We start from the raw sequence: 16,942 nt of genomic DNA, 5'->3' as shown, positions 1-16,942 counted from the left end.
ACTCCATGAGCAGCCGGGTGTGATGACAATGACTTCGCAACTACGGCAGTTTTCGCATAAACAACAGGAAGCCATGGGCGGCAGGGTAGTTTGTCGTCGCCATGGAATGAACAAATCTCTCTAAATCAACAAGAGTGGATGCTCTGGAGAATCCGGTTATGGCAATTTCACACAGCGGTGGCTTTCCGCGCATCGGTGCCAATCGCGAGTTGAAAAAAGCGCAGGAAGCCTACTGGAAGGGTGAACTGAGTAAAGAAAGGCTTTTAGAGGAAGGTAAACGCCTCAGGTTGCAACACTGGGCTATGCAAAAGGAAGCCGGACTGGATCTGATCCCGGTTGGGGATTTTGCCTGGTACGACCAGATGTTAAATCACTCACTCATGCTGGGCGCTGTTCCGGCACGGTTTGGTGCAGATTCTGACTGTGAAGATGTTGACACCCTGTTTCGCATGGCCCGGGGCAGGGCACCTGGCGGGACTCCGGCAGCAGCGTGTGAGATGACCAAGTGGTTTGATACCAACTATCACTATATTGTTCCGGAGTTGCACAAAGGCCAGACCTTAAAGCTGTCGTCTACAGAAATTATTCGCGAGACCCGCGAAGCATTGGACGCAGGATTTAAGGTCAAGCCAACACTGATAGGTCCACTTACCTGGCTGTGGCTTGGGAAGGTAAAAGGAGAAGCGTTTAATCGTCTGGAACTGCTGGATGATGTTATAGAGGTCTATGGACAGGTACTCAATGAGCTGGCCAAACTGGGTGTTGAGTGGGTTCAAATTGATGAGCCTATCCTGGTACTGGATCTTCCTACCGAGTGGCATCAGGCTTTTGAGTCCACCTACAACAGGCTGCAAGGCAAAGATCTGAAGATCCTGCTGGCGACCTATTTTGGAGGTCTTAATGGCACAACGACGACTGTAGTCAATCTACCCGTTGAGGGGCTGCATATTGATCTGGTTCGTGATGCTGAGCAACTGACAGCAATCCTTGACAGGCTGCCTTCCTACAAAGTGCTTTCAGCTGGTGTCGTGAACGGCAGAAATATCTGGAAAGCGGATATCCGTTCTATAGTCAGTAAACTTCAGGAAGCCAGTGAGCGTCTGGGTAACCGTCTCTGGGTTGCCCCCAGTTGTTCACTTCTGCATACGCCGGTTGATCTTGAATGTGAAACAGATCTGGATGATGAGTTGAAATCCTGGTTTGCCTTTGCCGTTCAGAAGTGTCAGGAAGTAGCAACCATAGCCAGCTTGCTTTCAGGCAATCAGAGCCCCGAGGTTCAGGCTGCTCTGGCTACTTCGGATCGAGCGATTGAAACCCGGAGTCAGTCATCAAGGATACACAATAAGGCTGTTCAGAAGCGGGTTGCCGGAATCAGCAGTGGCGATGACCAGCGAAACCTGCCTTATGAAAAAAGAGCTGTCGTTCAGGCATCCAGACTTAAATTACCGTTGTTTCCAACTACCACAATCGGCTCTTTTCCTCAGACGGTTGCTATCAGAAAGCAGCGTCGTTTATTCAGAAAAGGTGAGTTGAGTAAGCGTGACTACGTAGCAGCCATGCAGAAGGAGATTCTGGACACTGTTGCCAGACAGGAGGCGCTGGGACTCGATGTTCTGGTTCATGGCGAAGCCGAACGTAATGACATGGTCGAGTATTTTGGAGAGCAGCTCAATGGTTTTGCCTTTACCAGCAATGGCTGGGTTCAAAGCTATGGCAGTCGCTGTGTAAAACCTCCCATCATCATTGGTGATGTTTCCAGACCAGAGCCCATGACCGTGAACTGGAGTCGCTTTGCCCAAGACCAGACCAGTAAGTGGATGAAGGGTATGCTCACAGGTCCGGTAACAATACTCTGCTGGTCTTTCCTGCGGGAAGATGTGGATCGAAGTGTTTCCTGCCTGCAACTTGCTCTGGCGCTCAGAGATGAAGTCGTGGATCTGGAAAAGGCGGGCATTGGCATCATCCAGATTGATGAGCCGGCGATTCGTGAAGGTTTACCCTTGCGCAAAGAAGACTGGCCTGACTATCTGAACTGGGCAGTAAAAAGCTTCAGGATTGCTGCCAGTGGCGTTCAGGATGAAACCCAGATTCATACCCACATGTGTTATAGCGAGTTCAATGACATCATTGAATACATCGCGGCAATGGATGCTGATGTTATTACCATTGAGACCTCCAGATCTGACATGGAGTTACTGGATGCTTTTGAACAGTTTGAATACCCCAATGAGATCGGCCCGGGGGTTTATGATATCCACTCGCCTAATGTCCCGGAGTCACAGTGGATGAAACAGCTGATGAAGAAAGCCGCCGAAAAAATCCCGCCGCAACGTTTATGGGTCAATCCGGACTGTGGTCTTAAAACCCGTGATTGGCCCGAAGTAGAAGCGGCTCTGAGCAATATGGTGCAGGTGGCTAACGAACTCAGGGATGAGCTGGCTTAACCGGTGATGCCTTGACCTGGACTTCAATAATGGGAAGTTCTGGAGGGGAAGCGGTGTAGGAAGCCTCTTGCCCTTCATAAGTCAGGAATGAGGGAGCCATCACTTCGGCATGGACACCGGTGAGAATTTCTACCTCTCCCTCTTGCTCTCCAGGCTTGACAAGGTAGAAAACTTTATAGACTCGGCTCTTTTCCGCATCCTCGAAATAGAGAGTGGCTCCCTGGTCCGCCGAAATGATAAGGCTCCGGGGCTCCAGGGGGCGCTCGTCAACGATCAGGTTTGTATCCAACCGGTATTGGGTTTGGGTAGCTTCTTTGTTACGGCCCGGCATTGAACACCCTGATAACAGCAGTATAAGGGGGATGATCAGGAACTTCTTATACAGGCTATCCAAGTGTTGAGCATTTTTGTTCGACATCAAATAAAAGTCCTTAGCTTTAGTGTTTTTGTCTCTGAGACATTGTTCGTGACATATATTCATGCCTAAAGATAGACGCTTCAGAGAAACTAATCTCTGAAATTTTAAGCTTGAATCTATGAAACGTTCACAAAAAAGCAAAACTGCCTTCTCGAGGGTACGATCACTGCTTCTGCTAATGACAATAATGTTTGGGGAGTCGCTGCCTGCCGTGGAACTAGTCGGCTCAGGCCCGATGCCAGCACATTTCTTGTATACTGATAAGTTGTTTGATCCTGAACAGCCCATTCCTCTTCCGTTTGATTTTATGCAGTTCACCCTCAGTTTGCTGCAGTTGCTGCCGAATAACAGACCTCTTCAGTCTCTCAAGCGGCCTCTCTCCCCGGTGTTATCAATGAAGCCAACACACCGCATTGATCTTGTTGCTGAGCCCCTTGAAGTCCTGGTGAATAATTCCAATATGCTGATCGCCACGGGCGCTGGCGCTGGCGGGGGAGGTGGCGGCGATAAGCCACCTGACGGAAACAGCGGGAGTCCTGACCCAGAACCCCAACCTGACCTTACCCTTATTCCTGATCCTGTCCAAACTTGTCTGCGGCAAAAAAAGCAACTGCTTCTAATATTACGAATCAAACGACATTGGGCAATTATGACAGGCCAGACCACGCTGGCCCGGATTTTGTCAGATCGGATCATGGTGATTGAAGCCGATCTTCTTGATCTGGAAAGGTCAGACCCTGGCACGATTCAACTGGGGCTGGTTCAGACATGGATGGCAGAGAATAGTCAGGAACTCAGAGTTTACCGTGAGATGGTTTCTGGCAAATATTCTGGCCGACAGACAGCTAACGGGAAAAAGAATTCATCCTCCCGAACGACCAAAGCATCTACGACCACAACAACAGGTCAGACCGGCCAGACAAGCGGACCTTCTGCCCGAAACTTGGGAGCCGGTTCGACAGGCGGCAATGGTCGTGGAGGCGATGACCCACTGAAACCGTCAGCTGGGCAGGATGCCGGACATTCGCATGTAGCTTGTTCGAAGTGTGACAAGGTATTGAATCCACAGGAATTAGGATGTGTAGCAAATCAGACAACAGCTTCAGCGTTGTTGTGCAACAAGTGCCTGTCGGGCATTCAAGGTTACGAAAGGGTAAGACGAATCAGGGAAGAAGCAGAATCGGATTCATCAGAACCCGCTCCGAAAAAAAAGAAGGGCCCGGGTAGAAAAAGAAATAATTCAACCGCTGTTGCTGAACCACCGGCTAAAAAAAAGAAACCGCCAGACACTCAAATTCCCGATGATCCGTTACAAAAAGTAAAAGCCAATATCCAGTACGAATTAAGTCAGGAAGAGCTGGAAAAAGTGCAAACCCTGTTGGCGGTATTCAAGAAAAAAAACATCACTGTAAAAAACACTTTTTATAAGTTGCTTGGTTTCGTAGATAGAGATTCTTTTAATGGCTTCTTCGATAATGCCACCGCCCTTTTTGGGCACCTTTCTGAAAACGTCAAAAATACAGGTATGCTGACCGGCATGCTGCATAGTAGAAAAAAACATATCCGTAGTTTTGCAGAGCGTAGCCAGGATGAACTCGAATATTTAGCGAGGTTAGATGCAGTGACTTCTTTCTCGTCCATGAATAATCGCAAAGGCGTGCCCACACATGAGCAAGTGAAAGCAATACTGGGCTGGTCTGAATGGAAACACAAAGATGGCGAGTTCAATATCGAACTGTTCCGCTCTTTCTCGTCCATGAATAATGGCCACGGCGTACCCAGGCATGAGGAAGTGAGAGAGGTGCTGGGCTGGCCGGAATGGAAAGACAAAGATGGCGAGTTCAGTATGGAGCTGTTCCGCGCCTTCTCATCTATGAATCATGGCAAAGGCATTCTCAAACATGAGCAAGTGAAAGAGCTGCTGGGCTGGCCGGAATGGAAAGACAAGGATGGCGAGTTCAACATTGAGCTGTTCCGCGCCTTCTCGTCCAGGAATCATGACAAAGGCATGCTCAAACATGAGCAAGTGAAAGAAGTGCTGGGCTGGCTGGAATGGAGAAACAAGGATGGCGAGTTCAGTATAGAGCTGTTCCGCGCCTTCTCATCTATGAATCATGGCAAGGGCATCCTCAAACATGAGGAAGTGAAAGAGGTGCTGGGCTGGCCGGAATGGAAAGACAAGGATGACGAGTTCAATATGGAGCTGTTCCGCGCCTTCTCATCCATGAACAGTGGAAAAGGCATGCTCAAACATGAGGAAGTGAAAGAGGTGCTGGGCTGGCTGGAATGGAAAGACAAGGATGGCGAGTTCAATATGGTGCTGTTCCGCGCCTTCTCATCTATGAATCATTGCAAAGGCATCCTCAAACATGAGCATGTGAAAGAGCTGCTGGCCTGGTCGGAATGGAAAGACAAGCATGGCGAGTTCAATATGGAGCTGTTCCGCGCCTTCTCATCCATGAATGGTGGCAAAGGCATGCTCAAACATGAGGAAGTGAGAGAGGTGCTGGGCTGGCCGGAATGGAAAGACAGGCATGGTGAGTTCAATATGGAGCTGTTCCGCGCCTTCTCATCTATGAGTCATGGCAAGGGCGTGCTTAAACATGAGGAAGTGAAAGAGGTGCTGGCCTGGTCGGAATGGAAAGACAGGGATGGCGAGTTCAACATTGAGCTATTCCGCTCCTTCTCATCCATGAACAATGGTAAAGGAATGCTCAAACAAGAGAAAGTAAAAGAGGTGCTGGACTGGATAGATTGCCGGGGGGCGCCCAATCACAGGCTACTGCAAATCATGCCCAGGCTTTGGGCATCGGCAGGGCTTCCTGCTATCAAGCTGTTGCAACACTGGGAAACACAACTGAAACAGTTACTGCCTGCAGAACTTACCGGAGAACACAGCAACTCGGATAATGAAGGAGAGGATAAATACAATCACCAGATAAAAACAGTCGCCCTTTATCTTTCCACCCCCAAGGCAGACTGGTCGCTAAAATGGACGGTTTTAAAACAGTTCTGCCAATTTCATGAACAGACTAAAACGGTTCTGATGCTGGGATCATTGATAGGACTTTTATCTTCTTCCGGAGGGAAAAGCGTCAAACGCTACCTTCAGGCTAATCAACTGGAGCGGCATTTTTTGTGGCGTCATTCAATGAAAACCGTGCCTTTGCGCGTGTTAAATAGAGCAATGTTCCTGTGTTCTTCCGATGAAGACAGGGAGCGTTTTGTCTATTTTGCCAAGCGGCTGAAGTCATTGCCAGATAAAAGATTATGGGAGCAGTATTCAGCTCTGTTGCAACCATTGTCAGGAGTGCTGAAATTCGAATATATGCAAGGGCTCTATCTGGAAATCCTGCAACCCTTAACAAAGGATGATCAGCTGCGTTTTCTGGATGCCAGCCACGCCCGCGTTGTGTTCGACCTGTTTCCCTCGTTAAGCGCCCTGCAAAAACTCAGCAAAGAGCATTCTTCCCATTGGTTAAGCAAGCTGCTTGAAGCCTGCCTGCAACTAAAAACCCATGACATCACCAAAGAAGGCATCCAGATACTGTTTGCAGCGTTGCTCAAAACCCATAGTCTTCTACCCTGGGATCACGATATCCCCGATCACTTTTTGTCCGGGATGCAAACGACCGACAATAACCATGTTGAGATACCTGTCTCCGGACTAATCCAGTCAGGAGAACAGTTGGCCCTGAGCTATATCGTTGTGTTGATGCAGAACCTCAATGAGATGTCTTTTACCGTCAAAGGGCAGTGGCTTGAGGTTGAGGTGCCAGGTGACGGAGTTCAAAACTACCGCTTTCCAATGCCACAGCTGGATATACAGGATGAAAAAATGGCCATCAGCAACTGGTCAGAAGAGCAGTTCAGGACTGTTTTGAAAATCACCGGGATATCTGAACACTATTATCTGACTGCAGATCAATGGCAGAAACTGGATAACGTTGAATCCAGGCAAGCTGAAGCATGTCAGCCAGAGAATGAATTGGAACCACAAAAACAGGCGTTTGGCAGTTTATGGTTGAAGCTCAACCAGAGAGAAATTTTTGGCAGCGAAATACTGAATTTACTGGAGGAGTATGAGAGCGAAATGGAGCTTATGCATACAGTGACCCTCCTTAAAAAAGCCAAAATCGATAGCGCTACCCACATACTGGAAGAATGGCGGCAACGGGCGTGCAATAAAATAGAACAGTTAAAAAAGCAAGACCCTTTATTATCGGATGTTGATCCTGATGTTTATCAGGGTTGTCAGGAACTGGAGTTGCTTGATGGGTGTGGGAGTATTTTCTAAAAAGACTTATGTCGTCTGATAAGGCTTCTAAAAACAAACTGTCTGCCAACTCCGTTCATGGCAAGCTTGCCAGTGCGGTGCTATAAAATCTAGCGCAAACCTGAATCCGCATGCCCAAGCCGGATGACGTACGAATTTTTTCCACTAGCGAATGGATTCACAGAAGCTGATTTTATTAGCCTGGATCTATGAGACGCTCACAACAAAAAAAAGCTGCCTGCTCGATGGTCCGATCACTGCTTGTGCTAGTGACGATGTTGTTTGGAGATTCGCTGCAGGCATTGGAATTAGTTGGCTCAAGCCCGCTACCAGCTCATTTCCTGTCTTCCAATAAGTTGGCTGAACCTGAACGGCCCGATCCTCTTCGAGGGTGTCACGAGTTGACTCCCGTCATTCCCGGCTTCATTCCCGGCTTCATTCTCGTCATTCCCGCGAAGGCGGGAATCCACACTGACTCACCACCAGAACCATACTGCCCGGTGCCCCCCTGGCCTTGTCATCCCCGAGAAGGCAGGGAGCCACCGTTGGCGCTGGATTCCCGCCTTCGCGGGAATGACGACCTCAGAGCTATTCCTGATCCTGTCCAAACTTGTCTGCAGCAAAAAAAGCAACTGCTTATAATATTACAAATCAAACGACTATGGGCTATTATGGCTGGCCAGACCACGCTGGCCCGGATTTTGTCAGACCGGATCATGGTGATTGAAGCCGATCTTCTTGATCTGGAAAGGTTAGACCCAGGCACGATTCAACCGGGGCTGGTTCAAACATGGCTGGCAGAGAATGGTCAGGAACTCAGAGTTTACCGTGAGATAGTTTCTGGCAAATATTCTGGTCGGCAGGTGAGTAACGGGAAAAAGAATTCATCCTCCCGAACGACCAAAACATCAACGACCGCAGCAACAGGTCAGACTGGCCAGACAAGGAGACCTGCTGCCCGTAAAAGGGGAACCGGTTCGACAGGCGCCAATGGTCGTGGAGGCGATGACCCACTGAAACCCTCAGCTGGGCAGGATGCCGGACATTCGCATGTAGCTTGTTCGAAGTGTGACAAGGTATTGAATCCACAGGAATTAGGACGTGTAGCAAATCAGACAACAGCTTCAGCGTTGTTGTGCAACAAGTGTCTGTCGGGCATTCAAGGTTACGAAAGGGTAAGACGAATCCGGGAAGAAGCAGAATCGGATCCACCAGAACCCGCTCCGAAAAAAAAGAAAGGCCCGGGTAGAAAAAGAAGTAGTTCAACAGCTGTTGCTGAATCACCGGCCAAAAAAAAGAAACTGCCAGACACTCAAATTCCCGATGATCCGTTAGAAAAAATAAAAGCAAATATCAAGTACGAATTAAGTCAGGAAGAGCTGAAAAAAGTGCAAACCCTGATGGCGGTATTCAAGAAAAAAAACGTCACTGTAAAAAACACTTTTTATAAGCTGCTTGGTTTCGTGGATAGAGATTCTTTTAATGGCTTCTTCGATAATGCCACCGCTTTTTTTGGGCATCTTTCTGAAAACGTCAAAAATACAGGCATGCTGACCGGCATGCTGGGTAATAAAAAAAAACATATCCGTAGTTTCGCAGAACGTAGCCTGAGTGAACTCGAATATTTAGCAAGTTTGGATGTATTGAATTCCTTTTCGTCCATGAATAGTAGGAAAGGCGCGCCCACACATGAGCAAGTGAAAGCAACACTGGGCTGGCCAGAATGGAAAGACAGGGATGGCGAGTTTAATACGAAGTTGTTCCGTTCCTTCTCGTCAATGAATAGTTGCAAAGGCTTGCTCAAACATGAACAAGTGAAAGAGGTGCTGGGCTGGCTGGAATGGAAAGACAAGGATGGCGAGTTCAGTATGGAGCTGTTCCGCTCCTTCTCATCCATGAACAATGGAAAAGGCATGCTCAAACATGAGCAAGTGAAAGAGGTACTGAGCTGGCCGGAATGGAAAGACAAGGATGGCAAGTTCAGTATGGAACTGTTCCGCTCCTTCTCATCTATGAATCATGGCAAAGGCATCCTCAAACATGAGGAAGTGAGAGAGGCGCTGGGCTGGCCGGAATGGAAGGACAAGGATGGCGAGTTCAATATGGAGCTGTTCCGCTCCTTCTCATCTATGAGTCATTGCAAGGGTGTACTCAAACATGAGCAAGTGAAAGAGGTGCTGTGCTGGCCGGAATGGAAGGACAAGGATGGCGAGTTCAGTATGGAGCTGTTCCGCGCCTTCTCATCTATGAATCATGGCAAAGGCATCCTCAAACATGAGCAAGTGAAAGAGGTGCTGGGCTGGCCGGAATGGAAAGACAAGGATGGCGAGTTCAACATTGAGCTGTTCCGCGCCTTCTCGTCCAGGAATCATGACAAAGGCATGCTCAAACATGAGCAAGTGAAAGAAGTGCTGGGCTGGCTGGAATGGAGAAACAAGGATGGTGAGTTCAGTATAGAGCTGTTCCGCGCCTTCTCATCTATGAATCATGGTAAGGGCATCCTTAAACATGAGGAAGTGAAAGAGGTGCTGGGCTGGCCGGAATGGAAAGACAAGGATGACGAGTTCAATATGGAGCTGTTCCGCGCCTTCTCATCCATGAACAGTGGAAAAGGCATGCTCAAACATGAGGAAGTGAAAGAGGTGCTGGGCTGGCTGGAATGGAAAGACAAGGATGGCGAGTTCAATATGGTGCTGTTCCGCGCCTTCTCATCTATGAATCATTGCAAAGGCATCCTCAAACATGAGTATGTGAAAGAGCTGCTGGCCTGGTCGGAATGGAAAGACAAGCATGGCGAGTTCAATATGGAGCTGTTCCGCGCCTTCTCATCCATGAATGGTGGCAAAGGCATGCTCAAACATGAGGAAGTGAGAGAGGTGCTGGGCTGGCCGGAATGGAAAGACAGGCATGGTGAGTTCAATATGGAGCTGTTCCGCGCCTTCTCATCTATGAGTCATGGCAAGGGCGTGCTTAAACATGAGGAAGTGAAAGAGGTGCTGGCCTGGTCGGAATGGAAAGACAGGGATGGCGAGTTCAACATTGAGCTATTCCGCTCCTTCTCATCCATGAACAATGGTAAAGGAATGCTCAAACAAGAGAAAGTAAAAGAGGTGCTGGACTGGATAGATTGCCGGGGGGCGCCCAATCACAGGCTACTGCAAATCATGCCCAGGCTTTGGGCATCGGCAGGGCTTCCTGCTATCAAGCTGTTGCAACACTGGGAAACACAACTGAAACAGTTACTGCCTGCAGAACTTACCGGAGAACACAGCAACTCGGATAATGAAGGAGAGGATAAATACAATCACCAGATAAAAACAGTCGCCCTTTATCTTTCCACCCCCAAGGCAGACTGGTCGCTAAAATGGACGGTTTTAAAACAGTTCTGCCAATTTCATGAACAGACTAAAACGGTTCTGATACTGGGATCATTGATAGGACTTTTATCTTCTTCCGGAGGGAAAAGCGTCAAACGCTACCTTCAGGCTAATCAACTGGAGCGGCATTTTTTGTGGCGTCATTCAATGAAAACCGTGCCTTTGCGCGTGTTAAATAGAGCAATGTTCCTGTGTTCTTCCGATGAAGACAGGGAGCGTTTTGTCTATTTTGCCAAGCGGCTGAAGTCATTGCCAGATAAAAGATTATGGGAGCAGTATTCAGCTCTGTTGCAACCATTGTCAGGAGTGCTGAAATTCGAATATATGCAAGGGCTCTATCTGGAAATCCTGCAACCCTTAACAAAGGATCATCAGTTGCGTTTTCTGGATGCCAGCCATGCCCAGGCTGTATTCGATCTGTTTCCCTCGTTGAGCGCTCTGCAAAAACTCAGCAAAGAGCATTCTTCCCATTGGTTAAGCAAGCTGCTTGAAGCCTGCCTGCAACTAAAAACCCATGACATCACTAGAGAAGGCATCCAGATACTGTTTGAAGCGCTGCTAAAAACCCATAGTCTTCTACCCTGGGATAACGATATTCCCGATCACTTTTTGTCCGGGATGCAAACGACCGACAACAACCATGTTGAGATACCTGTCTCCGGACTTATTCAATCAGGAGAACAGTTGGCCCTGAGCTATATCGCTGTGCTCATGCAGAACCTCAAAGAGATGTCCTTTACCGTCAAAGGGCAGTGGCTTGAGGTTGAAGTGTCGGGTGATAATGTTCAGACCTATCGCTACCCAATGCCACAGCTGAAAATACAGAGTGAAAAAATGGAAATCAGCAACTGGTCAGAGGAACAGTTCAGGGCTTTTTTGAAAATCACTGAGATGTCTGAACACTATTATTTGACTGCAGATCAATGGCAGAAACTGGATAAGGTTCAATTCAGGCAAGCTGAAGCATGTCAGCCAGAGAATGAATTGGAACCACAAAAACAGGCGTTTGGCAGTTTATGGTTAAAGCTCAACCAGGCAGAAATTTTTGGCACCAAAATACTGGATTTGCTGGAGGAGTACGAGAGTGAAATGGAGCTTATGCATACAGTGACCCTCCTTAAAAAAGCCAGAATCGATACCGATAACCGCATACTGGAAGCATGGCGGCAACGGGCGTGCAGAAAAATAGAACAGTTAAAAAAGCAAGACCCTTTATTATCCGATGTTGCTCCTGATGTTTATCAGGGTTGTCTGGAACTGGAGTTGCTTGATGGGTGTGGGAGTATTTTCTAAAAAGACTTGTGTCGTCTTATAAAGCTTCTAAAAATCAACTGTCTGTCAACTCCGTTCATGGCAACCTTGCCAGTGCGGTGCTATAAAATCTAGCGCAAACGTGAATCATCAGGCCTAAGCCGGATGACGTGCGAATTTTTTTCCACTAGCGAATGGATTCACAGAAGCTGATTTTATTAGCCGGGATCTATGAGACGCTCACAACAAAAAAAAGCTGCCTGCTCGATGGTCCGATCACTGATTCTGCTAGTGATGGTGTTGTTTAGGGATTCGCTGCAGGCATTGGAATTAGTCGGCTCAAGCCCGCTACCAGCTTATTTCCTGTATTCCAATAAGTTGGCTGAACCTGAACAGCCCGATCCTCTTCGAGGGTGTCACGAGTTGACTCCCGTCATTCCCGGCTTCATTCCCGCGAAGGCGGGAATCCACACTGACTCACCACCAGAACCATACTGCCCGGTGCCCCCCTGGCCTTGTCATCCCCGAGAAGGCAGGGATCCACCGTTGGCGCTGGATTCCCGCCTTCGCTGGAATGACGACCTCAGAGCATGGGAACGAGCTGTTGGAGTTTTGCGACAGCCTCCGGAGCGTGGAAACGAGTTGTTGGAGTTTTACGCGCCCCCTAAAGTTCTGGAGAACACTTCTAATGGACTGATCGCCAGGGGCGCCGCCGGAGGAGATGATGGCGATAAGCCACCTGACGGAAACAGCGGGAGTCCTGACCCAGAACCCCAACCTGTCCTTACCCTTATTCCTGATCCTGTCCAAGCTTGTCTGCAGCAAAAAAAGCAACTGCTTCAAATATTACAAATCAAACGGCTATGGTTGATTATCACAGGCCAAACAACGCTGGCCCGGATTTTGTCAGACCGGATCATGGTGATTGAAGCCGATCTTCTTGATCTGGAAAGGTCAGACCCTGGCACGATTCAACCGGGTCTGGTTCAGACATGGCTGGCAGAGAATGGTCAGGAACTCAGAGTTTACCGTGAGATTATTTCTGGCAAATATTCTGGCCGTCAGGCTGGTAACGGGAAAAAGAATTCATCCTCCCGAACGGCCAAAGCATCAACGACTGCGGCAACAGGTCAGACCGGCCAGACAAGCGGATCTGCTGCCCGTAAAAGGGGAACCGGTTCGACAGGCGCCAATGGTCGTGGAGACGATGACCCACTAAACCCCTCAGCCGAGCAGAATACCGGAAATTCGCTTGTCGCTTGTTCGAAGTGTGACAAGGCATTGAATCCACAGGAATTAGGACGTGTAGCAAATCAGACAGCAGCTTCAGCATTGTTGTGCAACAAGTGCCTGTCGGGCATTCAAGGTAACAAAAGGGTAAGACGAATCCGGGAAGAAGCAGAACCAGATGCATCAGAGCCCGCTCCGAAAAAAAAGAAGGGCCCGGGTAGAAAGAGAAATAATTCAACCGCTGTTGCTGAACCAGCGGCCAAAAAAAAGAAACCGGCAGACACTCAAATTCCCGATGAACCATTAGGAAAAATAAAAGCAAATATCAAGTACGAATTAAGTCAGGAAGAGCTGGAAAAAGTGCAAACCTTAATGGCGGTATTCAAGGAAAAAAACATCACTGTAAAAAACACTTTTTATAAGCTGCTTGGTTTCGTAGATAGAGATTATTTTAATGGCTTCTTCGATAATGCTGCCGCCTTTTTTGGGCACCTTTCTAAAAACGTCAAAAACACAGGCATGCTGACCGGCATGCTGAATAATAGCAAAAAACATATCCGTAGTTTTGCAGAGCGTAGCCAGAATGAACTCGAATATTTAGCAAGTCTGGATGTATTGACATCCTTATCGTCCATGAACGCTGGCAAAGGCGTGCCCACAGATGAGGAAGTAAAAGCAATACTGGGCTGGCCGGAATGGAAAGACAAGAATGGCGAGTTCAATATAGAGCTATTCCGCTCTTTCTCGTCCATGAATAATGGCAAAGGCGTGCCCACACATGAGCAAGTGAAAGCAATACTGGGCTGGTCAGAATGGAAAGACAGGGATGGTGAGTTTAATACGAAATTGTTCCGATCCTTCTCGTCTATGAATCATGGCAAAGGCATCCTCAAACATGAGCAAGTGAAAGAGGTGTTGGGCTGGCCGGAATGGAAAGACAAGGATGGCGAGTTCAACATGGAGCTGTTGTGCTCCTTCTCATCCATGAACAATGCTAAAGGGATGCTCAAACAAAAGGAAGTCAAAGAGGTGCTGGGCTGGCCGGAATGGAAGGGCAAGGATGGCGAGTTCAGTATGGAGCTGTTCCGCTCCTTCTCGTCTATAAATCATGGCAAAGGCATCTTCAAACAAGAGGAAGTGAAAGAGGTGTTGGGTTGGCCGGAATGGAAAGACAAGGATGGCGAGTTCAGTATGGAGCTGTTCCGCTCCTTCTCATCCATGAATAGTGGCAAAGGCATGCTCAAAAAAAAGGAAGTGAAAGAGGTGTTGGGCTGGACGGAATGGAAAGACAGGGATGACGAGTTTAATACGAAGTTGTTCCGATCCTTCTCGTCTATGAATCATGGCAAAGGCATCCTCAAACATGAGCAAGTGAAAGAGGTGCTGGGCTGGCCGGAATGGAAGGACAAGGATGGCGAGTTCAGTATGGAGCTGTTCCGCGTCTTCTCATCCATGAATATCAGCAAGGGCATGATTAAACATGAGGAAGTCAGAGAGGTGCTGGGCTGGCCGGAATGGAAGGACAAGTATGGTGAGTTCAATCTCGAGCTGTTCCGCGCCTTCTCGTCTATGAATCATGGCAAAGGCATCCTCAAACATGAGCAAGTCAAAGAGGTGCTGGGTTGGCCGGAATGGAAAGACAAGCATGGCGAGTTCAACATTGAGCTGTTCCGCTCCTTCTCATCCATGAACAATGCTAAAGGGATGCTCAAACAAGAGGAAGTCAAAGAGGTGCTGGGCTGGCCGGAATGGAAAGACAGAGATGGCAAGTTCAGTATGGAGCTGTTCCGCTCTTTCTCATCCATTAATAGTAGAAAGGGCATGCTCAAACATGAGGAAGTGAAAGAGGTGCTGTCCTGGCCGGAATGGAAAGACAAGCATGTCGAGTTCAACATGGAGCTGTTCCGCACCTTCTCATCTATGAATCATGGCAAAGGCATCCTCAAACATGAGGAAGTGAAAGAGGTGCTGGGCTGGTCGGAATGGAAAGACAGGGATGGCGAGTTCAACATGGAGCTGTTCTGCGCCTTTTCGTCCGTGAATAATAGCAAAGGTATGCTCAAACATGAGAAAGTCAAAGAGACCTTGGGTTGGCCTGAATGGAAACACAAGGATGGCGAATTCAATATGGAGCTGTTCCGCGCTTTTTCATCCATGAATAATGGCAGAGGGATGCTCAAACATGAGAAAGTGAAAGAAGTGCTCGGCTGGTCTGAATGGAAACACAAGGGTGGCGAGCTCAATATGAAGCTGTTCCACGTTTTCTCGTCCATGAATCACAGCCAAGGCTTACCCAAACATGAGCCTGTGAAAAAAGTGCTGGACTGGATAGGTTGTCGGGGGGCGCCTAATCATAGGCTACTGCGAATCATGCCCAGGCTCTGGGTATCAGCAGGGCTACCTGCTATCAAGATGCTGCAACACTGGGAAACACAACTGAAACAGTTACTGCTTACAGAACTTACCGGAGAACACAGCAACCCGGATAATGAAGGAGATGATAAATATAATCGCCAGATAAAAACAGTCGCTCTTTATCTTTCCACCCCTAAGCCAGACTGGTCGCTAACATGGACAGTTTTAAAACAGTTCTGCCAATACCATAAAGAGACAAAAACGGTTCTGATGCTGGAATCATTGATAGGGCTTTTATCTTCTTCTGGAGGGAAAAGTGTCGAGCGTTACCTTCAGGCTAATCAACTGGATAAGTATTTTTTGTGGCGTCATTCAATGAAAGCCGTGCCTTTGCGCGTGTTAAATAGAGCAATGTTTCTGTGTTCTTCCGATGAAGACAGGGAGCGTTTTGTCTATTTTGCCAAGCGGCTGAAGTCGTTGCCAGATAAAAGATTATGGGAGCAATACTCAGCCCTGTTGCAACCATTATCGGCGGTGCTGAAACTCGACTCTATGCAAAGGCTCTATCTGGAAATCCTGCAACCCTTAACAAAGGATCATCAGTTGCGTTTTCTGGATGCCAGCCATGCCCAGGCTGTATTCGATCTGTTTCCCTCGTTGAGCGCCCTGCAAAAACTCAGCAAAGAGCATTCTTCCCATTGGTTAAGCAAGCTGCTTGAAGCCTGCCTGCAACTAAAAACCCATGACATCACCAAAGAAGGCATCCAGATACTGTTTGAAGCGCTGCTCAAAACCCATAGTCTTCTACCCTGGGATAACGATATTCCCGATCACTTTTTGTCCGGGATGCAAACGACCGACAACAACCATGTTGAGATACCTGTCTCCGGACTTATCCAATCAGGAGAACAGTTGGCCCTGAGCTATGTCGCTGTGTTGATGCAGAACCTCAATAAGATGTCTTTTACCGTCAAAGGACAATGGCTTGAGGTTGAGGTGCCAGGTGACGGAGTTCAAAACTACCGCTTTCCAATGCCACAGCTGAAAATACAGGATGAAAAAATGGCCATCAGCAACTGGTCAGAGGAGCAGTTCAGGACTGTATTGAAAATCTCCGGGATAGCTGAACACTATTATTTGACCGCAGATCAATGGCAGAAACTGGATAACGTTCAATCCAGGCAAGCTGAAGCATGTCAGCCAGAGAATGAATTGGAACCACAAAAACAGGCGTTTGGCAGTTTATGGTTAAAGCTCAACCAGACAGAAGTTTTTGGCAGCGAAATACTGAATTTACTGGAGGAGTACGAGAGCGAAATGGAGCTTATGCATACAGTGACCCTCCTTAAAAAAGCCAAAATCGATAGCGCTACCCACATATTGGAAGTGTGGAGGCAACGGGCGTGCAGCAAAATAGAACAGTTAAAAAAGCAAGACCCTTTATTATCCGATGTTGCTCCTGATGTTTATCAGAGTTGTCAGGAACTGGAGTTGCTTGATGGGTGTGGGAGTATTTTCTAAAAAGACTTGTGTCGTCTTATAAAGCTTCTAAAAATCAACTGTCTGTCAACTCCGTTCATGGCAACCTTGC

At 48.0% G+C, this 16,942-nt stretch carries 5 protein-coding genes; 4 read left to right on the top strand and 1 reads right to left on the bottom strand.

Annotated elements, in window-relative coordinates; all coding sequences use genetic code 11:
* Positions 1 to 158: 158 nt before the first annotated feature.
* The gene (gene metE / locus ACOJUO_RS01590; protein ID WP_422138734.1) at positions 159 to 2,444 is read left to right on the top strand and encodes a 5-methyltetrahydropteroyltriglutamate--homocysteine S-methyltransferase; all 2,286 of its coding nucleotides are present in this window, start codon (positions 159 to 161) and stop codon (positions 2,442 to 2,444) included.
* Here metE and ACOJUO_RS01585 read toward each other — a convergent pair.
* Positions 2,425 to 2,862 (bottom strand): hypothetical protein, encoded by a 438-nt coding sequence (locus ACOJUO_RS01585; protein ID WP_422135008.1) that lies wholly within the window; start codon positions 2,860 to 2,862, stop codon positions 2,425 to 2,427. The genes metE and ACOJUO_RS01585 overlap by 20 nt on opposite strands.
* A 394-nt stretch (positions 2,863 to 3,256) precedes the next feature.
* Here ACOJUO_RS01585 and ACOJUO_RS01580 point away from each other — a divergent pair, with 394 nt between their 5' ends.
* The 3 genes from ACOJUO_RS01580 to ACOJUO_RS01570 all read left to right on the top strand — a co-directional run bounded on the left by ACOJUO_RS01580 (position 3,257) and on the right by ACOJUO_RS01570 (position 16,872).
* Positions 3,257 to 7,159, top strand: coding sequence for a hypothetical protein (locus ACOJUO_RS01580; RefSeq protein ID WP_422138733.1), 3,903 nt, complete (start codon positions 3,257 to 3,259; stop codon positions 7,157 to 7,159).
* Positions 7,160 to 7,539: 380 nt separating this feature from the next.
* Positions 7,540 to 11,808 carry a hypothetical protein gene (locus ACOJUO_RS01575; RefSeq protein WP_422138732.1) on the top strand — a complete coding sequence of 1,423 codons (4,269 nt, stop codon included), beginning with the start codon at positions 7,540 to 7,542 and terminating at the stop codon, positions 11,806 to 11,808.
* Between the two features lie 381 nt (positions 11,809 to 12,189).
* Positions 12,190 to 16,872: a hypothetical protein gene (locus tag ACOJUO_RS01570; protein WP_422138731.1), complete on the top strand. Its 4,683-nt coding sequence runs from the start codon at positions 12,190 to 12,192 to the stop codon at positions 16,870 to 16,872.
* The last annotated feature ends 70 nt before the right edge of the window (positions 16,873 to 16,942 follow it).

This window comes from Endozoicomonas sp. ALC020 (assembly GCF_049275935.1).
Classification (GTDB): Bacteria; Pseudomonadota; Gammaproteobacteria; order Pseudomonadales; family Endozoicomonadaceae; genus Endozoicomonas_A.
This window is presented reverse-complemented; position numbering and strand designations above follow the sequence as displayed.

Excerpts from the sequence above, each read along its gene's own strand:
- metE (WP_422138734.1), top strand. The coding sequence starts at position 159 with ATGGCAATTTCACACAGCGGTGGCTTTCCGCGCATCGGTGCCAATCGC.
- ACOJUO_RS01585 (WP_422135008.1), bottom strand. The coding sequence starts at position 2,862 with ATGTCGAACAAAAATGCTCAACACTTGGATAGCCTGTATAAGAAGTTC.
- ACOJUO_RS01580 (WP_422138733.1), top strand. The coding sequence starts at position 3,257 with ATGAAGCCAACACACCGCATTGATCTTGTTGCTGAGCCCCTTGAAGTC.